Source organism: Streptomyces sp. NPDC127190 (assembly GCF_042672505.1).
In the GTDB taxonomy this organism is placed as follows: Bacteria; Actinomycetota; Actinomycetes; order Streptomycetales; family Streptomycetaceae; genus Streptomyces.
The window spans coordinates 217044-236060 of sequence record NZ_JBHXVE010000012.1; the positions used below are offsets into that span (position 1 = coordinate 217044).

Here is a 19017-nt window from a genome sequence, read left to right on the forward strand (position 1 = left end):
CGCGTCACCCGGTGCCAGTACCGAAGGCACCGGGTGCCGACTTTCTCCAAATCGAGAGGTTTTCCGGCTCAACCCTTTGATCGATCATCGATCAGGGAGTTACAGTCGCCGACGGACTTCCACCGAAGTCCGCTGCCCTGTCCTGCCAAAGACCTAGGGCACCCCCGAACCCTTGCCTGTGAGGGAACCCCCTTCGACTGAGGAAGGCGGCGACATGACCGACCCCAACGCCATCCAGCCGAGCGCGCTCGACCAGCTCCCGGACCGCGACCCGGAGGAGACCGCCGAATGGCAGGCCTCCCTCGACGCCGTCGCCAGGGAGGCCGGGCCGCACCGCGCCGCGTACCTGATGCGCCGCACGCTGGAGCGCGCCGAGGCGGGCGGCATCGCGCTGCCGAAGCTGCTGGAGACGGACTACGTCAACACCATCCCCACCTCCGCGGAGCCGGCCCAGCCCGGTGACCCGGAGATGGAGGCCCGGATCACCGCCTGGAACCGCTGGAACGCGGCCGCGATGGTGACCCGGGGCAGCAAGTACGGCGTCGGCGGCCACATCGCCACCTTCGCCTCGGCCGCCTGGCTGTACGAGACCGGCTTCAACCACTTCTTCAAGGGCAAGGAGGGCGACGGCTCCGGCGACCAGCTGTACATCCAGGGCCACGCCTCCCCCGGCATCTACGCCCGCGCCTTCCTGGACGGCCGGCTGACCGAGGCCCACCTGGACAACTTCCGCCAGGAGGCCGGCGGCAACGGCCTGCCGTCCTACCCGCACCCGCGCCGGCTGCCCTGGCTGTGGGAGTTCCCGACGGTGTCGATGGGCCTCGGCCCGCTCTCCGCCATCTACCAGGCGCGCTTCAACCGCTACCTCACCAACCGCGGCATCAAGGACGTCTCGTCCTCGCACGTGTGGGCGTTCCTCGGCGACGGCGAGATGGACGAGCCGGAGTCGACGGCGGCCCTCGCGCTCGCCGCCCGTGAGGAGCTGGACAACCTCACCTTCGTCATCAACTGCAACCTCCAGCGCCTGGACGGCCCGGTCCGCGCCAACTTCAAGATCGTGCAGGAGCTGGAGGCCCAGTTCCGCGGCGCCGGCTGGAACGTCGTCAAGACGCTGTGGGGCTCCGCCTGGGACGAGCTGTTCGCGCTGGACACCACGGGCGCGCTGGTACGCCGGCTGCGCCAGGTACCGGACGCGCAGATCCAGACGTACCAGACCCGTGACGCGGCCTACATCCGCCAGGGCTTCTTCGGTGCCGACCCGGCGCTGGTGGAGATGGCGAAGCTGCTGAGCGACGACAAGATCCTCGAGTGCTTCCACCTCTCGCGCGGTGGTCACGAGGCCCGCAAGGTGTACGCCGCGTACAAGGCCGCCGTCGAGCACAAGGGCGCGCCGACGGTGATCCTGGCCCAGACGGTCAAGGGCCACACCCTGGGCGAGGGCTTCGCGTCGAAGAACGCCAACCACCAGATGAAGAAGCTGACGGTGGACGAGTTCAAGGCGATGCGCGACCTGCTCGAGCTGCCGATCAAGGACAGCGACTTCGTGGACGGCGTGGTGCCCTACGGCCACCCGGGTGCCGACTCCCCCGAGGTCCGCTACCTCCAGGAGCGCCGCGCGGCCCTGGGCGGTCCCGCCCCGGCCCGCCGGACGCACGCGCTGGCCCCGCTGCCGGCCCCGGCGGAGAAGGCCTTCGCCTCCTTCGACAAGGGCTCCGGCTCGCAGAACGTGGCCACCACCATGGCCTTCGTCCGCCTGATCAAGGACCTGGTCCGCGACAAGGAGACGGGCAGGCGCTGGGTGCCGATCGTCCCCGACGAGGCGCGCACCTTCGGCATGGAGTCGCTCTTCCCGTCCCTCGGCATCTACTCCCCGAAGGGCCAGACGTACGAGCCGGTCGACCGGGACCAGCTGATGTACTACAAGGAGGCCACGAACGGCCAGATCCTCAACGAGGGGATCACCGAGGCCGGTTCGATGGCCGACTTCATCGCCGCTTCGACGTCGTACGCGACGCACGGCGAGGCGATGATCCCGTTCTACATCTTCTACTCGATGTTCGGCTGGCAGCGCACCGCCGACCAGATGTGGCAGCTCGGCGACCAGCTCGGCCGCGGCTTCCTCATCGGTGCCACGGCGGGCCGTACCACCCTGACCGGTGAGGGCCTCCAGCACGCCGACGGCCACTCCCCGGTCATCGCCGCCACCAACCCGGCCGCGCTCTCCTACGACCCCGCGTTCGCCTACGAGATCGCGGTGATCGTCCGTGAGGGTCTGCGCCGGATGTACGGCGAGGCCAAGCCGGGCGAGGACCAGAACGTCTTCTACTACCTGACGGTCTACAACGAGCCGCTGCCGCAGCCCGCGAAGCCGCAGGGCCTCGGCATCGACGAGGGCATCGTCAAGGGTCTGTACCGCTTCAACACGGCGGAGTCGGCGGGCGTGACCGTGCCGGCCAACGCGCCGCGCATCCAGCTGCTGGGTTCCGGTACGGCGATCCACTGGGCCCTCAAGGCGCAGCAGCTGCTGGCCGAGGAGTGGGGTGTGGCCGCCGACGTGTGGTCCGCGACCTCCTGGGGCGAGCTGCGCCGGGACGCGCTGGAGGCGGACGCGGCGCTGCTGCGCGGCGAGGAGCGCGTCCCGTACATCCGGCAGGCCCTCCAGGGCGCCGAGGGTCCGGTGCTGGCCGTGTCCGACTACATGCGCCAGGTGCCCGACCAGATCGCGCAGTGGGTGGAGCAGGACTACTCCTCGCTCGGTGCGGACGGCTTCGGCCTCTCCGACACCCGTGAGGCCGCCCGCCGCCACTTCGGCGTCGACGCGGAGTCGATCGTCGCCGCGGCCCTGGCCCAGCTCGCCCGGCGCGGCGAGGTCAAGGCGACGGCCGTGAAGGAAGCGCGCGAGAAGTACGGTCTGTAGGCCCCGGCACACACCGGGTACCGCCGCGGCGGGCAGCAGGGCACACGCCCCGCTGCCCGCCGCTGTGCTTTTTCCGCGTGCGGCTGGGCGGCCGAGGCTGGATGCTGGTGCCGTGATGGACGAGACGGAGTTCTGGGAGCTGGTCGACAGCAGCCGTGCGGCCGCCGAGGGCGACCCCGAGGAGCAGGCCGACCTGCTCGTGGAGCGGCTGCTCCAGCGGGATCCCGATCAGGTCCTGGACTTCGCCCGGCACTTCGAGGCCCGGTACAACCGCGCCTACCGCTGGGATCTGTGGGGCGCCGCCTGGGTGCTGCTGGACGGGTGCAGCGACGACGCGTTCGACTTCTTCCGGTGCTGGCTCATCGGCCAGGGGCGAGAAGTGTTCGAGGGGGCGCTGCACGCACCGGACGAGCTGGCCGAGCTGCTGGAGGACTTCGACGAGGAGGTCGACGGGGACGGCGAGGAGCTGGGGTACGCGGCGGACGAGGCGTACGAGCAGCTCACCGGCACCGTGGCCCCGGAGCTGGGGATCGCCCCGGCACCGGCGGAGCCCGAGGGCACCCCGATCGACTTCGAGAACGAGGCGGTCCTCGCAGACCTTTATCCCAAACTTTGGGGTCGTTTCAAGGGCTGATTCCCTCGCGGAATTCGACCGAAAACGTTCCATCGGGGCCCGTCGAGTGCCCTCCAGCCCCCCTGAGCTGGGGCTTCAACCGTTTCCTCGGCATCTCTCGCCCCACTGGACACACCATCAGAAAGTATGCGCAGCGGGTGTGTTCCGGGTTCGGCGTGCGCCGGAGGTAGGCTGAGCGCAATCCGCAGGGCAGCCAGGTAGCAGGCGGCCCGGAAGCAGGTTGCCACCTGGCAGTCTGCCACCAGCCCGACTGCCAGGTGGCGGCTCGAAGTCACCCTCGACAAAGAATCGGGACCGCGAGGAGATGACATCGAAAGATCCGGCTCTGGAAAAGCGCAGGGTGCGTCTGGCGCTGCGCAGCTTCCGCAATGACGCGCACATCAGCCAGCCCGAGGTGGCCGAACGCCTCGCGTGGTCGCCCTCCAAGGTCATCCGGATCGAGGGCGGCTCGGTGGGGGTCTCCGTGACGGACCTGCGCGCGCTCCTCGATCTGTACGGCGTCACGGACGACACGATCCGCCGCGACCTGGAGCAGGCCACCCGGGAGAGCCGGCGGCCGCCGTGGTGGCACGCGTTCCGGGATGTGGTGAGCCCGCCGTTCAAGGCGTACCTCGGCCTGGAGAGCGCGGCGGACGAACTCTCCGCCTACGACCCGACCCTCGTCCCCGGCCTGCTCCAGACCGAGGGCTACACGCGCGCCCTGCTGGCCCACAGCGAGCTGCCGCCCCAGCGGATCGACGCGATCGTCCGGCTGCGGGCCGAGCGGCAGCGGCGGCTGCTGCGCGAGGCGATGGGGCCACGGCTGCGGTTCCTGGTGGACGAGGCGGCGCTGCGCCGCTGGGTCGGCGGTGCGGACACGATGCGCGAGCAGCTGGCCCGGCTGACGGCGGACGCCGCCGCGGCCCATGTGGACCTGGGCGTGGTGCCCTTCACCCGGGGGGCGCACCCGGTGCTGCGCCAGGGGTCGATCGCGCTGGTCTTCCGCAACGACGACGACGTCCTGTTCGTGGAGGGCCCGAACGGCGCGCTGACGACGCGGGACGACCAGCAGGCGGTCGCGGAGTACCTGGCGAGGTTCGAGGAATCCCGCGAGCAGGCTCTGTGCGGCGCCGAGGCGATCGCGTTCATCGACGAGGTGCTGGCCCAGTACCCGTCCTAGCAGGTTCCCACCGGACTGGAGACAGTCGGGCAGAGATCGGAGAGGGCCCGTGGCGGGTGTGCTCACCTGGATACGGCGGTGGTGGACAGGCGACGGCGCCTCCCGCCCCGGCACCGCTGTGCCGGAACCCGCTTCACCGGAGGGCCAGGGCGGCTCCGCCGGCCCGTCGGACCCTCCGGCCCCGGCTGCGGAGCCGGCCCCGGCGCCGGCCTCCTTCGAGCTGGCCTCGCCCCGGGACGTGCTCCCGGACCGGCCGCCGACCCTGAACGACCTGGCGCTGTTCCTGCTGCACTCGATCCTCGGCTCGACCCGCGCCCTGTTCAGGTTTCTCGCGGTGCTCGTGGTCATCGGCGCGGTGCTGGCATGGCGGAACATGCCGGCCGACATCCACGCGCTGAGCCATCTGCTCGCCCCGGTCTCCGGTCCGGCCCTGCACGCCGTCCGGGCGAGCTGGCTATGGCTCGGCGGCGTCGGCGCGCTCACCGTCGGCTACCGCCGAATACGCGCCCGGCGCGCGGGCCGTGCCCAGGAACCGTCCGGCGGCACCGCGCCTAGTCCGGCGCCCGGAACCGCCGTACCTCCGCAGCCCGACCCGCCAGCTGCGGAAAGCGACGTACGGCAGCCGTAGCCCCCCGGTCCAGCAGGACTCCGGTGGCGGCCGCCGTGACCGTGCCCACCACCCCCCACACCCAGGGCCGCAGTTCCGGTGTCACCGGCAGGGAGAGGAGGACGCCCGCCAGTGTCCCGGTGCTGCCCGCGAGCACGAAGCCGAGGACGAGCAGGACGATCAGCGGTAACAGGGGTCTGCCGCGCTGCCGTTCGGCGTCACCGACGGCAAGCCGCGTCTCAGCGGATTCCCCCATCTCGCCCCCAGACAGCTGAATTGGACTCTGGCGGTGATGCGGATGCCCTCTCACTGCTGGGCCCAATCGAATCACAGCCACCCCCCGTCCCTCGTGTCCACCCCGTCCCCTGGCCGGAAGTCACCCCTCATACGGGTTCCATTCCGGTCCATTGGGGCTCTTCAGTGGTTGTACCGCATAACGCGGCCAGAAATGCCTGCCAGGCCGGCCCCCCGAAGGCGACGACATGGGTACGCGGACGATGGGATTCACGCACTCGGACTCCCCCGTCCGTCACCGCGACCTCCACGCATTCATACGGGTCGCACGCACTGCTTCGGTGCCAGTCGAGCCCGAGCAGACCACCCTCGCTCACCCCTGACTACCTCTCACCCCGCGGTCGGAAGACCGATCGGGCGAGGCCCCGCGCTGGACACCCCCGTGCCGGAAACCCCCCGTGTTTCCCACGTGCGACGGTCCGCACGCACCGTATCGCACGCGCGTGGACGCCCGCAGGAGGACGGCGGGAGTGGCCGGTGCGCGGCACGACCCGACCGCCGGTCACACACTCCTGCCCCACTTTTACCCTGAAAGGGTAGGCTCTCCGAACCCGCTGCGCCAAGTTGCAATCAGGCCCTATTTCCTTGTGCCGTAAGGGACTTCACGGTTGCGTGCCCCCAAGTGGGCAGCCTGGGCCGGGTGTTGACCCGCCGGTCGGCTGCTGTGCGGCACGACGGTGGGGTGCACAGTGGGCAGCGGGCTGCGCGCGGCCTGTGGCGGGCCGGTGGACGGCGTGGTGGCGGGCGGCACGGGTGCGGGCGGGCGGCCCTGGAGCCGGGCGGCGCGCTCCCTGATCTCGGGCAGGCGGGCGGTCAGGGCGGCGCCGGGACAGCTGGTCATATAGCCGGCGTCGTGACCGGCCAGGGCGGGCAGGGTGGCGACGGTGCCGGCCGGATAGCGGCTGCCGCCGTTGCTGGAGACGAGCCGGACGTGCTCGCGCGGGTCGACCCCGGCCGGGCCCAGCTTCCAGGCGGCGAGGGCGGCGATCGCCTCGGTCATGGCCCGGGGCACGGGGACCCCGGCGGTGAAGGTGCCGAGGGCGGCGATGCCGGCGGTGCGGTGGTTGAAGCCCTGGGTGTGGGCGCCGGTGACGGGCCGGTCGACGCCGCCGGCGCGCCCTTCGTAGATGGTGCCGCAGCGGTCGACGAGGAAGTTGTAGCCGATGTCGTCCCAGCGCCGGGCTCCGGTCTGGCCGGCGTAGAGATGCCGGATGATGCGGGGCGCGTCGGCGCAGCGGTAGCCGTTCGGCGAGTCGGTGTGGTGCACGAAGACGGCGATCACCTGGTCGTCGTAGCGCGGCGGCGGCTGTCGGTGCGCCGCGGTGGGGCCGGTCAGCCAGACGGAGCGGGGCACGATGGCCGGCCGGGCGACCCGCCGCAGGTTCTGCGGCCGGCCCGCGGCGGGCGGGTCCAGGCGGACGGCGACGGGGCGGTCGGCGCCGCGCGCGCACAGCACCAGTGCCAGCACGGCGAGCACTCCGGGCAGACAGCCCAGCAGCACCAGGACGGCACCGGGTATCCGGCCGGCTCGCGGCGATCTTCTCGGGACACGCATGGTCCCACTCTCGGGCCGGAGCGCCGCGCCCGCGATGTGCGCTGTGCCACCTGGTGGAACCATCGTCCCTGTACAGGACGTTTTGGTGATACAGGCACAGGGACAGAGAAAGGCGGCTCCGTGGACCTGCTCGATCTGCTGCTCGTGCTGGTGGTCCTGCTCTACGCGGCCTCCGGTTACCGGCGCGGACTGGTGGCCGGCTGTGTCTCGCTGGCCGGGTTCGTCGGCGGCGCGGCCGTCGGCGTGTGGCTGCTGCCCTGGGTGACCGGCCTGGTGGCGCGGGGGACGCCGCAGGCGACGGTGGTCGCGGTGCTGACGGTGCTGGGGCCGGCGGTGCTGGGGCACGAGCTGGCGGGCCGGCTGGCGCTGCGGCTGCGCGGGGAGCTGGACCGGGGACCGGGGGCGCTGCGGGTGGCGGACGGCGTCGGGGGCGCGGCGGCCAACTCGGCGGCGGTGCTGATCGTGGCCTGGGTGGCGGCGAGCGTGCTGGCCGCGGCCCCCTCGCAGACCCTGACGACGCAGATCCGGAACTCGACGCTGCTCGGCGCGGTGCAGCGGACGATGCCGGACACCACCCCCGCGTGGTTCTCCCGGGCCACCTCCGCGCTGACGGAGGCGGGCTTCCCGCAGGTCTTCAACCCGTTCGAGAACGAGTCGACGGCCCAGGTGCCCCGGCCCACCGGGGACAGCGTCACCCCGGCCGCGGCGAACGCCGCCAAGGCGAGCACGGTGAAGATCGAGGGCGCCGCGGGCAACGAGGGCCGGGAGGGCAGCGGTTTCGTGTACGCGGCGCGGCATGTGATGACCAACGCGCACGTGGTGGCGGGCATCGACCGGCCGAGCGTGCGGATCGGCGGGGTGGGGCCCTCGTATCCGGCCCGGGTGGTGCTCTTCGACCCCGACCGGGACGTGGCGGTGCTGTACGTGCCCCGGCTGCGCGCCCCGGTGCTGCGCTTCGACGGCGGCGCGGGGCGCGGGGACTCGGCGGTGGTGGCCGGCTATCCGCAGGACGGCGGGCTGAACCTCCAGGCGGCGACGGTGGCGGGCCGGCTGCGGGCGAACGGCCAGAACATCTACAACGACCGCGTGGTCACCCGGGAGATCTACCAGGTCCGCTCGACGGTCCGGCCGGGCAACTCCGGCGGCCCGCTGCTCACCACCGGCGGCAAGGTCTTCGGGGTGGTCTTCGCGCGCTCCACCTCGGACGCCGAGACGGGGTACGCGCTGACGGCGGCCGAGGTGGCGGGCGACGCCGCCCGCGCGGCGACGGCGACGGCCCCGGTGGACACGGGCGCCCTGGTCGACTCCTAGCACTCACGCCGTACGGCTCATACGGCACGGCTCACAGGCTGCGGCCCATGAACACGTCGTCCACGTACGTCCCGTCTATGAGGAACTCCTCCGGCAGTACGCCCTCCACGGCGAACCCCTCGGACGCGTAGAGCCGTCGCGCCGGGGTGTTGTGCCCGAGCACGCGCAGGGTCAGCCGGCGTGCGCCGCGCCTGCGCGCTTCCTCGGCGGCGGCCCGCAGGAGTGCGCGGGCGAGCCCCAGCCCGCGCGCCTCCGGGGCGACGGCCAGGCCCTGGATCTGGAGGACGTGCGCGTTGACGGCGAGCGGGGTCGGCCGGCCGAGCCGGATGTAGCCGGCGACGCGCCCCTCCAGCTCGGCGACCAGATGGTCGCGCGGGTCGTGCCGCTCGTCGAAGAAGGGCTGGTACGGCGGCTTCGGCTCGGGGGAGACCGCGTGCAGGGGGGACCAGGTGATCCGGTCGAGGAGCGCCAGCTGCTCCTCGTCGGCGAGCACGGCGGGCCGGAGGGAGGGTCGGGGCATGGCGCTCACCCTACGGCGCGCCGCGCGGGGCCCCCAAGGGGTTTCCGGGCCCGGAAAAAGGCGGTCGACCGGATGCGACCTGGCGAGGCCAGCGCGGCAGCGGAGAACCGGCGTGACCACATGCGACCTCTATGCGACCGTGCCCTGTCGATGCGCGACTGCCGTTGACCGGTCGGCACCCTAACCTCGACCCGAACTCGGGTATCCCCGGAGCCTGTTGGGGGCATGACGTCTCCACCGGCCGCGCAACCACAGGAGGGGCCTCGTGCTTGAGCCCGCGTACCAGGTGGACGTCGTCATCGTCGGAGCCGGAATCGCCGGACTCTCGGCGGCTCACCGGCTGACCAGTGCAGGAGTCACCACCGCGGTCCTGGAGGCCGCCCCGTACGTCGGCGGCCGTATGTCGACCGAGAAGGTCGACGGCTTCCGGCTGGACCGCATGGGACAGCTGCTGTCCACGTCCTACCCCGAACTCCGCCTCACCCCCGGCCTCGACGCCCTCACCCTGCGCCGCTTCGCGCCGGGCGTCCTGCTGCACCGCGACGGCCGCCGGCACCGCGCGGGCGCGCCGGCGAGCACGGGGAGCGCAAGGGGCGCACTCCATGTGGTGCGCGCCTTCGCCAGCGCCCCCCGGGGCACGGCGGCCGCGCCCGGCCGGGCCGGCGCCCCGGTGAGCGCGGTCGACCAGGCGCGGCTCGGCGCCGCGCTGGGCCGGATCGCCGCGACCCCCGTCGAGCGCCTCCTGGCCCGCCCCGAGATGCCCGCCGCGCAGGCCCTGGCCACGCGCGGGGTGCCGGCGCGCACCATCGAGGGCTTTCTGCGGCCGCTGCTCGCCGCGCTGCTGTGCGACCCGGAGCTGAGCACCTCCAGCAGGTGCGCCGATCTGGCGCTGCGCGCCTTCGCGAGCGGCCGGCTGGCGGTGCCGGAGGGCGGTGCGGAGATGCTGCCGGAGCTGCTGGCCGGGGCCCTGCCGCCGGGCACGGTGCACACCGGGGTGCGGGTCACCTCGGTCTCCACGACCGCGGTGACGACCGCGGAGCACGGCGAGATCCGCTGCCGGGCGGTGCTGCTCGCGACCGACGCGCGGGCCGCGGCGGAGCTGCTGCCGGGGCTGCGGGTGCCGGAGTTCCACGCGGTCACGGTGGTCCACCACACCACCGACGACCCCGGGCCGGCGTTCTCCGTCGGCACCTCGCTGCTGCTGGACGCGGACCGGGGCGGGCCGGTGGCGCACACGGCGGTGCTGAGCACGGTGGACCCGAGCCGGGCGCCGGCCGGCCGGGTGCTGATCTCCTCGACCGTCCTCGGCCCGCCGCCCGAGGGCGTGGAGACGGCCGTACGGATGCACCTCGCCCGGCTCTACGGCACCTCCACGCGCCGCTGGGAGACGCTGGCCGTGCACCACACCCCGGAGGCGGTCCCGGCGATGCGCCCGCCGCACGATCCGCGCCGCCCGGTACGGCTGCTGGCCGGCCTGTACGTGTGCGGCGACCACCGCGACACCAGCACGGTCCAGGGCGCCCTGCACTCCGCCCACCGCGCCGCGGCAGCGATCCTGACGGACCTGGGCGCGGCGGGCTCGATGCACAGCGCGGACCCGGCCCCCGTGCTGCCGAAGGCGGCGTAGCCGGGGAGGGGGTGGCCTATCCGAGCGCCGCCACCCTCTCCCGGTAGCCCCGCACGGGTGCCGCGTCCTTGTACGGCTCAAGGCGGCGCTCGAAGTCCCGTACGTACTCCACGGCGCGAGCGCTCCGCATCTCCGCCGCCTGCCCCGCCGCCTCCGCCGCCAGCGCGCACGCCTGGTCGAGCTCGCCGAGGCCGAGGCGGGCGGTGGCGAGGACGACCCGGCAGAAGAGGCGGCTGCGGGCGAAGGAGGGGGCCCGCAGCTGGAGGGAGCGTTCGGCGTGCTGGGCGGCGGCCCGGAACTGCTGCAGATCGCGGTGGCAGTGCCCGAACTCGTCGGCGAGCTGGGCCTCGTCGAAGAACCTGGCCCAGTACGGCACGTCGTCCCCGGGCCGGGCCGTCTCCAGCGCGCGCTCGGCCCGCACCAGCGCGGCCGTGCACGCCCGCACCTCGCCCAGCACCGCGTGCGCCCGCGCCTCCGCCGAGTGCAGCAGCGCCTGCACGACCGGCGGGGCGCCGGTGCCGACGCCCTGCTGGGCGACCCGGGCGAGCTGGACGGCCTCCCGGCCGTGCCCGAGGTAGACCGCCTGGCGGCTCATGGTGACCAGCACGAAGGAGCCGTACGACCGGTCGCCGGCGGCCTGGGCCAGCCGCAGGGCCTGCACGAAGTACCGCTGGGCGAGCCCGTGCGCGGCGATGTCGTACGACGTCCAGCCCGCGAGCCGGGTCAGATCGGCGGCGGCGCCGAACAGCCGGCGGCCGGTCTGCTCGTCGTAGGTGCCGCGGAGCATCGGCTCGCACTCGTGCTCCAGATAGCGCACCAGGGCCTGGCGGGCGTGGCCGCCGCCGAACCGGTCGTCGAGGGTGCGGAACAGCTCGCCGACCGAGCGCAGCGCGGCGATGTCGCCGCCGGTGACCTTGTGCCCGGGGGCGCGTTCGGCGTGCCCGCGCGTCCGCGGCGGTGCGAGCGGCTGCGGCCGCACCACCCCCGGGCGGCCCTGCGGGGGCACCCGGGGCACCGGCTCCCGGGCCACCTTGTCGTCGGGCTTGCCGATCAGCCAGTCCCGGCTGGGCACCACGAGCCCGGCCGGGGTGAAGGCGATCTTGCGCAGTTCGGCATGGCTGCCGGAGTCCTTGCGCCACAGCCCGCTGACGATGTCGACGGCCTCCTCCGGGGAGGCGGCGAACTCCAGCCCGGCGTAGACCGGCGCACAGGCGTCCAGGCCGAGGTCCTGGGCGGTGAGCCGGCGCCCGAGCCGGCGGGTGAACACCTCGGCGATCAGGGCCGGGGTGGTGCCCCGCGGCTGCTGCCCGCGCAGCCAGCGGGTGACCGAGGTCTTGTCGTATCTGAGATCCAGCCCGTGTTCCAGACCCAGCTGGTCGACGCGACGGGCCAGACCCGCGTTGGAGAACCCAGCTTCTGCGATGAGCGCGGCGAGCTGGCGGTTGGGGGTGCGCTGCGCGGGTCGGTCCGTCATCTGCGGTGCGGTCTCCTGCCTTCCGGTCATCTGAAGTGCCCGGTTTGCCTCTGAGCAGCCCTTATGGCCTCACGAACGGCGCGAATGTAGCGGTAAGTGAACAGGCAGTCGCATAATTCGCCCCCCATTCATCCGATCGTGTGAGGAACGCCCTCCCGGCTGACGTACTCCGGACGGACGTACAGTGGCGTGAGCGCAGAACATGCCTGACAACCGTCGCCGAGGGAGGCGCTTGCCGTGAGTGAGTTGCGGTTCGTCCGCATGGGGTTCGGTGCGGACCTCGTGGACTACCAGGTGGCCTGGGACGAGCAGCGCCGGGTGCACGCGGCGCGGTTCGCCGACGAGGTGCCCGACACCGTGATCCTCCTGGAGCACCCCCCGGTCTACACGGCGGGCCGCCGCACCGAGGACAGCGAGCGCCCGCTGGACGGCACCCCGGTCATCGACGTGGACCGCGGCGGCAAGATCACCTGGCACGGCCCGGGCCAGCTGGTCGGCTACCCGATCCAGAAGCTGCCGCGCCCGGTGGACGTGGTCGCGCACCTGCGCCGCCTGGAAGAGGCGATGATCCGGGTGTGCGCCGAGTTCGGCATCGAGACCTCCCGGGTCGAGGGCCGCGCCGGGGTCTGGGTCCTCGGCGACCCGATCGAGCAGCGCCCCGCGCTCGGAGGCCTGACGCTCGACTTCGCGCCGCGCGCCGACGACGACGAGTTCGACCACCGCCTGGTCGGCCCCGAGTACGCGCCCTCGCGCGCGGGCCGCCGGCACGAGGACCGCAAGATCTGCTCCATGGGCATCCGGGTCGCCAAGGGCGTCACGATGCACGGCTTCGCCCTGAACGTGAACCCGGACACGGCGAACTTCGACAAGATCATCCCCTGCGGCATCCGTGACGCGGGCGTCACCTCCCTCTCCCACGAACTCGGCCGCGAGGTCACCATCGAGGAGGTGCTGCCGGTCGTCGAGAAGCACCTCCAGGACGTCCTGGGCAACGCGGACCTGAAGCCGCGGGTGATCGAGCAGGCGTCCGCCTGACCGGCCCAGGCCGGAACCGACTCGGGGCCACCAAATCCACGGGCGTACCCTTGGGAACGCCGAAGAATCAATCGCTAGGGAGCCGACGTGTCCGCAGTCTCACCCGACGGACGCAAGATGCTGCGCCTGGAGGTCCGCAACAGCCAGACCCCCATCGAGCGCAAGCCCGAGTGGATCAAGACCCGGGCGAAAATGGGCCCCGAGTACACGAAGATGCAGAACCTCGTGAAGAGCGAGGGCCTGCACACGGTCTGCCAGGAAGCCGGCTGCCCGAACATCTACGAGTGCTGGGAGGACCGCGAGGCGACCTTCCTCATCGGCGGCGACCAGTGCACCCGACGCTGCGACTTCTGCCAGATCGACACCGGCAAGCCCGAGGCGCTGGACCGCGACGAGCCGCGCCGCGTGGGTGAGTCCGTGGTCACCATGGACCTGAACTACGCCACCATCACCGGCGTCGCCCGCGACGACCTGGAGGACGGCGGCGCCTGGCTGTACGCGGAGACCGTGCGCCAGATCCACCAGCAGACGGCGGAGCGCGAGGGCGGCCGGACCAAGGTCGAGCTGCTGGCCCCCGACTTCAACGCCGTCCCGGAGCAGCTGGCCGAGGTCTTCGCCTCCCGCCCCGAGGTCTTCGCGCACAACGTCGAGACGGTCCCGCGGATCTTCAAGCGGATCCGCCCCGGCTTCCGTTACGAGCGTTCCCTGAAGGTCATCACCGAGGCCCGCGACTTCGGCCTGGTCACCAAGTCCAACCTGATCCTCGGCATGGGCGAGACCCGCGAAGAGATCAGCGAGGCGCTCAAGCAGCTGCACGACGCCGGCTGCGAGCTGGTCACCATCACCCAGTACCTGCGGCCCTCCGTGCGGCACCACCCGGTGGAGCGCTGGGTGAAGCCGGAGGAGTTCGTGGAGCTGAAGGAGGAGGCCGAGCAGATCGGCTTCTCCGGGGTGATGTCCGGCCCGCTGGTCCGGTCCTCCTACCGGGCCGGGCGGCTGTACCAGATGGCCGTGGAGAAGCGCGGCACGTACGTCGCCGCCCAGGCGGTCTGACCCACCACCGACAGCGCGTGTGAATTCACGCATACGGCACGACCGGCCCGTTGTGGCCGACTCGACGCGGTCCCGCGCGTCCTCGCTGATGAGGGCGCGTTCCGGGGCCGCGTCCGCGTTTCCGGTCCGCGCATCAGGTCTTCATGGGTGTTTGACCGGTCGGACATGCACTGGTAACACCGATCAGTGAGCATGGCATCACACCCCGTAGAACCTACTGAGGGGGGACCCCGATCATGCAGGCCGCGCCCGTACGCGCCACCGCCATCCCGTCCTTCACCGACGCCCTGCGGGCCGTGGAGTCGCTGCTGATGAGCGGCGGCCAGCGCACCGCACGCCGCAACGCCTGGACCTCCGTGCTGGAGGACCGCCGCCGGGCCAAGGACCGGGTCGAGGCCCAGCGGGTCCTGGACCGGGCCGCCACCCTGCCCTGACGTCCGCCGTCGCAGGGCGCCGCCGGGCACTGCCGTCGTCGGCGCTCCCGGCGCCACGTAGACTTCGTGGCATGGCGAGGAAGGAACCCGCGGCGGACGCCGCGAACGCAGGGCGACTGAAGCAGATCGCTCTCACGTACAAGATGACCCGCAAGGCCGACACCAAGATCGGTCTTGTACTCGCGGCCGTCGGCATCGGCACCCTCGGTGTCTTCCTCGCGATCGGCTTCTTGATCGGTCACCCGGTCTACCTGGGCATCTTCGGCCTGCTGGTCGCGGTGCTGGCGACGGCGATCGTGTTCGGCCGCCGTGCCGAGCGGGCCGCCTTCGGTCAGATGGAGGGCCAGCCGGGCGCCGCCGCGGCCGTGCTGGACAACATCGGCCGGGGCTGGACGACGACTCCGGCGGTCGCGATGAACCGCAGCCAGGACGTGGTGCACCGGGCGGTCGGCAAAGCCGGCATCGTGCTGGTCGCCGAGGGCAACCCCAACCGGGTGAAGAGCCTGCTGGCCGCCGAGAAGAAGAAGATGAACCGCATCGTCGCCGATGTGCCGGTGCACGACATCATCGTGGGCAACGGCGAGGGACAGGTCGAGCTGAAGAAGCTGCGGACCACCATGCTGAAGCTGCCCCGGGTGCTGGCCGGTCCCCAGGTGACGGCCACGAACGACCGGCTGCGGGCCATGGGTGACCTGATGAGCAACATGCCGCTGCCCAAGGGGCCCATGCCCAAGGGGATGCGGATGCCCAAGGGCGGGCAGCGGGGGCGCTAGCCCCTAGGAGCACCTGAACTGGGGGCCGTAGGTGCCCGGCCTGTGGTGGAGGGGGATCTCCATCAGCTCCACGGCCGGGGCCTCCATCGCGCGCATCGAGCGGATCGCCGCGCCCAGGCTGCGGGAGCCGCCGCCGGACCAGGCGTCCTCCAGGGCCGCGAGCACATCGGTGTAGGTGCCGTCGAACCGGTCCAGGAGGCGTTGCACCTGCTCCGGCGGGTCGGGCCAGCCGCCGGCCGGGACCCGGGCCATCGGGCGGGCCTCCGGAAACGGCACGGGGGCGCCGGTGAAGTGCCAGCCGTGCTCGGTACGGCGCAGCTGGCGGCCGTGGTAGATCTCGGCGAAGGCGTAGTAGTGGGCCGGGTGGTCGTCCTGGTAGGCGTCGGCCGGTGAGCCGGCGGTGCCCTCGCCCTGCTCCTTGATGATCTCGATGGCCTGTTCCACGTCGTCCAGGTTCGCCACCGGCTTCAGCTCGTCGGCGCCGATCCGGCTGGACAGCTGACCCTCGGCCGACAGCTCCGGCGCGGTGCGGTGGAACGCCTCCAGCAGACCGCCGTAGAAGTCGCCGATGCCCGGCGAGAGTTCCCTCTTCCGGGCGAGCGGCTCGTCGGGGGCCTCGATCGCCATCATCACGTCGTGCACGAAGGACCGGGTCAGCCCCGACAGGTAGACGTTCACCCCGGCGCGTACGCCGCCGGGCAGCGGACCGGGGTAGACGGGTGCCGCGCGCCTGAGGCGGGGGCGGCCGCCGACCGCCGCGAGCAGGTTGCAGACCACGCCCAGGTGGTACATCTCGTCGCCGACGATCCGCTGGATCAGCCGCGCGGCCTCGCAGCCGCGGTCCGTGACGGACCACCACGCGCACAGGTAGGGCGGGATCGTGGAGAGTTCGATCTCCGCGGCGACCTGGAGCGCCGCCCGCAGCCAGCCGACCCCGCGGCCGCCGCCGGGAACGGCCAGCAGCCGCGCCACCGGGCCGGGGAACGGGTCGTCCGCCGGCGGTTCCACGGCCTCGGCCGGGGCGGCCGCCGTGACCGGCGCCGCGGCGGCCAGCGCGGCCGTCGCCAGGAAGCTCCTACGTCCGAACGGGGCGATCTCCGGCCCGTCCGCGTCGTCCGTCGTACCCGTCACCGCTGCCTCCGCTCGTGGCCTGGGACCCTCCGACAGCTCGCGAAGCTAGCAGCCGGTGCCGCCGTTGCCGGGGCATCAGGGCGCCGGTGGGGCCGTACTCCCCCGGACACGCCGCCGAACGGAGCATCCGGCCGGTTATCGGCTCATCCACTCCTAGCCTTCGGAATGTGACAAAACGCCATATCGCATACGTTTCGTGCGCCACCGCGCTGTGCAGCGCGCTCCTGGCCGCCGCCCCCGCCTCCGCCGCCCATCGCACCCTGGTGGTGCGTCCGGGTGAGTCGATCCAGAAAGCGGTGAACGCCGCCCAGCCCGGCGACACGGTGCTCGTGCTCGCCGGCACCTACCGCGAGAGCGTGAAGCTGACCACGCCCGGCCTGACACTGCGCGGCATGGGCTCGCGCACCGTGCTCCAGCCCGCCGCGCAGAAGACCACGGCCTCCCGCATGGCGGAGAAGTCCTGTGCGGAGCAGGGCAACGGCATCTGTGTCGTCGGGGCCAAGAACCAGCCGGTCCAGGACGTCACCGTCGCCCACCTGACCGTCCGCGGGTTCTCCCGGATCGGTGTCATGGCCGTGGGCGCGGACCATCTGACCGTGCGCGGGGTGACCTCCGAGAAGAACGGCCAGTGGGGCATCGCCGAGGAGCGCTCCACCCGCAGCGTCTACCGGGACGACATCGCCCGCGACAACGGCGACGCCGGCCTGTTCCTCGCCAACACCGTGAAGGACGAGGCGGGCGCCACCGACACCCGGGGCACGGTGATCGAGCGGAACCTGCTGGAGGGCAACCGGATCGGCGTCACCGTGCGCCGGCTGCGCAACCTCACCGTCGCGGACAACTCCGTCACCGGCAACTGCGCGGGCGTGTTCGTCGTCGGCGACGAGAACAAGCCGAAGGCGGGCGCGCTGACCGTCAGCGACAACCGGATCGAGAAGAACAACAAGTACTGCGAGAAGACCGCCCGGCTGGCCTTCCTCCAGGGCTCCGGCATCGTCCTGACCGGCGCCGAGGACACCGAGGTGACCCGGAACCTGATCACCGGCAACTCCGGCAAGTCCCCGCTGTCGGGCGGCATCGTGCTGTTCAAGAGCTTCGTGGGCGTGACCAGCGAGCGGAACCGGATCAGCGGCAACACGCTGTCGGAGAACGGCCCCGCGGACCTCGTCAACCAGGAAGCCACCAAGAGCGGCAACACCTTCCAGAGCAACTCCTGCCGGACCTCGAAGCCCGCCGGTCTGTGCTGAGGGCACGGCCGTACCACCCCCACCCAAGGAAGGAGGGCGGCGCATGACCGCACCATCCCGCGAGTTCCAGGCCCCCGCGGTGCAGGAGGCCGCTTCCGCCCCGCCGCCGTCGATGCGGCTGCGGGAGCTGGTGTTCGGCGCGGCGTGCGCCGCCGCCGTCCGGGCGGCCGCCCGGCTGGGCGTCCCGGACGCCCTCGGGGACGCCCCCATGACCGTGGAGGGCCTGGCGGCCGCGGTGCACACCGAGCCCAAGCCGCTGCGCCGGCTGCTGCGCGCCCTGTCCTGCTACGGCGTCTTCGCCGAGCGGCCCGACGGGACGTTCGCGCACACCGAGATGTCCCGGCTGCTGCGCACGGACGACCCGCACAGCCTGCGGGACATCGCCCTGTGGTGCACCGAGCCGTGGACCTGGGACGCCTGGCCGAAGCTGGACGAGGCGGTGCGCTCCGGCCGGAACGTCGTGGAGGGCCTGTACGGCAAGGAGTTCTTCGTCTATCTGAACGAGGACGCCCCCGAGTCCGCGGACGTCTTCAACCGGGCGATGACCACCTCCAGCGAGCAGTCGGCCCGCGATGTCGCCGCCCTGCTGGACCTGTCGGGCGCCACGTCGGTCGCGGACCTCGGCGGCGGCCAGGGGCACGTGGTGGCGAGCCTGCTCGACAAGTACCCGGCGATGCGGGGCTATCTGCTGGACCTGCCCCGGGTGGTGGAGAACGCCCTACCGCGGCTGCGCCCGGGCGGGGACCTCGCGGACCGGGCGGAGATCGTGCCCGGTGACGTCCGGGTGTCCGTGCCGGTCGAGGCCGACGTCTACATCATCAAGAACATCCTGGAGTGGGACGACGGGTCCACCGCGCGGCTGCTGGCCAACGTGGTGGAGCGGGGCGGTCCGGGCACCCGGGTCGTGGTGATCGAGAACCTGGTGGACGACACCCCGTCGATGCGGTTCAGCACCGCCATGGACCTGCTGCTGCTGCTGAACGTGGGCGGGGCCAAGCACACCACCGCCAGCATGGTGGAGCGGCTGACGGCCGGGGGGCTGACCGTCGGGGACATCCGGCCGGTCAACCCGTATCTGCACGCGTTCGACTGCACGGTCTCGGGGTGAGCCGGCTCCCCCGGAACGCCACCGGTGCCGGGTCCGCGTACGACGCGGGGCCCCGCCCCCGGGGCGGGGGGGGGGGTGCCCCAAGCGCGGGGCGCGCCCCCAGGGTGTAACGCCGCGCCCAGGGCGTCGGTGGGGGGC

General features: G+C 72.5%; 16 protein-coding genes and 1 pseudogene. 12 read left to right on the forward strand and 5 right to left on the reverse strand.

Translation table 11 applies throughout. The features are described 5' to 3' along the window. The first annotated feature begins 214 nt into the window (after positions 1 to 214). The 4 genes from aceE to ACFVIU_RS20505 all read left to right on the forward strand — a co-directional run bounded on the left by aceE (position 215) and on the right by ACFVIU_RS20505 (position 5338). Positions 215 to 2917, forward strand: a complete 2703-nt coding sequence (gene aceE, locus ACFVIU_RS20490) for a pyruvate dehydrogenase (acetyl-transferring), homodimeric type (protein ID WP_385844089.1) — start codon at positions 215 to 217, stop codon at positions 2915 to 2917. A 115-nt stretch (positions 2918 to 3032) separates the two neighbouring features. Then, entirely contained in the window at positions 3033 to 3551 is a 519-nt protein-coding gene (locus ACFVIU_RS20495) for a DUF4240 domain-containing protein (protein ID WP_385844110.1), read from the forward strand. Positions 3552 to 3855: 304 nt separating this feature from the next. Beyond that, the gene (locus tag ACFVIU_RS20500) at positions 3856 to 4710 is read left to right on the forward strand and encodes a helix-turn-helix domain-containing protein (RefSeq protein ID WP_385844091.1); all 855 of its coding nucleotides are present in this window, start codon (positions 3856 to 3858) and stop codon (positions 4708 to 4710) included. Between the two features lie 49 nt (positions 4711 to 4759). Next, the gene (locus ACFVIU_RS20505; protein WP_385844092.1) at positions 4760 to 5338 is read left to right on the forward strand and encodes a hypothetical protein; all 579 of its coding nucleotides are present in this window, start codon (positions 4760 to 4762) and stop codon (positions 5336 to 5338) included. A 362-nt stretch (positions 5339 to 5700) separates the two neighbouring features. Here the strand turns inward: ACFVIU_RS20505 and ACFVIU_RS20510 are convergent, their stop codons facing one another. Together ACFVIU_RS20510 and ACFVIU_RS20515 are read right to left on the reverse strand one after the other, a co-directional pair. Continuing rightward, the gene (locus ACFVIU_RS20510; protein ID WP_385844094.1) at positions 5701 to 5928 is read right to left on the reverse strand and encodes a DUF397 domain-containing protein; all 228 of its coding nucleotides are present in this window, start codon (positions 5926 to 5928) and stop codon (positions 5701 to 5703) included. 446 nt (positions 5929 to 6374) lie between these two features. After that, a pseudogene (locus tag ACFVIU_RS20515) lies at positions 6375 to 7229 on the reverse strand (peptidoglycan recognition protein); the annotation flags it as partial. Between the two features lie 57 nt (positions 7230 to 7286). Here ACFVIU_RS20515 and ACFVIU_RS20520 point away from each other — a divergent pair. Next, positions 7287 to 8477 carry a MarP family serine protease gene (locus tag ACFVIU_RS20520; RefSeq protein ID WP_385844095.1) on the forward strand — a complete coding sequence of 397 codons (1191 nt, stop codon included), beginning with the start codon at positions 7287 to 7289 and terminating at the stop codon, positions 8475 to 8477. A gap of 31 nt (positions 8478 to 8508) precedes the next feature. On the opposite strand, the gene ACFVIU_RS20525 is transcribed toward ACFVIU_RS20520, so the two are convergent. Further along, the gene (locus ACFVIU_RS20525; protein WP_385844096.1) at positions 8509 to 8997 is read right to left on the reverse strand and encodes a GNAT family N-acetyltransferase; all 489 of its coding nucleotides are present in this window, start codon (positions 8995 to 8997) and stop codon (positions 8509 to 8511) included. Positions 8998 to 9262: 265 nt separating this feature from the next. Here ACFVIU_RS20525 and ACFVIU_RS20530 point away from each other — a divergent pair, with 265 nt between their 5' ends. Next, positions 9263 to 10624: an NAD(P)/FAD-dependent oxidoreductase gene (locus ACFVIU_RS20530; protein ID WP_385844097.1), complete on the forward strand. Its 1362-nt coding sequence runs from the start codon at positions 9263 to 9265 to the stop codon at positions 10622 to 10624. Positions 10625 to 10640: 16 nt separating this feature from the next. Here ACFVIU_RS20530 and ACFVIU_RS20535 read toward each other — a convergent pair whose 3' ends face one another. Beyond that, positions 10641 to 12098, reverse strand: coding sequence for a regulator (locus ACFVIU_RS20535; protein WP_385844098.1), 1458 nt, complete (start codon positions 12096 to 12098; stop codon positions 10641 to 10643). A gap of 237 nt (positions 12099 to 12335) precedes the next feature. Between ACFVIU_RS20535 and lipB the strand changes: the two genes are divergently transcribed. From lipB to ACFVIU_RS20555, 4 genes are all read left to right on the forward strand, one after another. After that, positions 12336 to 13133, forward strand: a complete 798-nt coding sequence (gene lipB / locus ACFVIU_RS20540) for a lipoyl(octanoyl) transferase LipB (protein WP_385844099.1) — start codon at positions 12336 to 12338, stop codon at positions 13131 to 13133. An 87-nt stretch (positions 13134 to 13220) separates the two neighbouring features. Next, positions 13221 to 14186, forward strand: a complete 966-nt coding sequence (gene lipA, locus ACFVIU_RS20545; protein WP_385844100.1) for a lipoyl synthase — start codon at positions 13221 to 13223, stop codon at positions 14184 to 14186. A gap of 236 nt (positions 14187 to 14422) precedes the next feature. Continuing rightward, positions 14423 to 14620, forward strand: a complete 198-nt coding sequence (locus tag ACFVIU_RS20550) for a hypothetical protein (protein ID WP_385844101.1) — start codon at positions 14423 to 14425, stop codon at positions 14618 to 14620. Positions 14621 to 14691: 71 nt separating this feature from the next. Further along, positions 14692 to 15393, forward strand: a complete 702-nt coding sequence (locus ACFVIU_RS20555; protein WP_385844102.1) for a DUF4191 domain-containing protein — start codon at positions 14692 to 14694, stop codon at positions 15391 to 15393. 3 nt (positions 15394 to 15396) lie between these two features. Here the strand turns inward: ACFVIU_RS20555 and ACFVIU_RS20560 are convergent, their stop codons facing one another. Beyond that, positions 15397 to 16524 carry a ferritin-like protein gene (locus tag ACFVIU_RS20560; RefSeq protein ID WP_385844103.1) on the reverse strand — a complete coding sequence of 376 codons (1128 nt, stop codon included), beginning with the start codon at positions 16522 to 16524 and terminating at the stop codon, positions 15397 to 15399. 167 nt (positions 16525 to 16691) lie between these two features. Here ACFVIU_RS20560 and ACFVIU_RS20565 point away from each other — a divergent pair, with 167 nt between their 5' ends. Both ACFVIU_RS20565 and ACFVIU_RS20570 read left to right on the forward strand, forming a co-directional pair. Then, on the forward strand, positions 16692 to 17771 hold the full coding sequence (locus ACFVIU_RS20565; RefSeq protein WP_385844104.1) for a nitrous oxide reductase family maturation protein NosD: 1080 nt from the start codon (positions 16692 to 16694) through the stop codon (positions 17769 to 17771). Positions 17772 to 17814: 43 nt separating this feature from the next. After that, positions 17815 to 18879, forward strand: coding sequence for a methyltransferase (locus ACFVIU_RS20570; RefSeq protein WP_385844105.1), 1065 nt, complete (start codon positions 17815 to 17817; stop codon positions 18877 to 18879). The last annotated feature ends 138 nt before the right edge of the window (positions 18880 to 19017 follow it).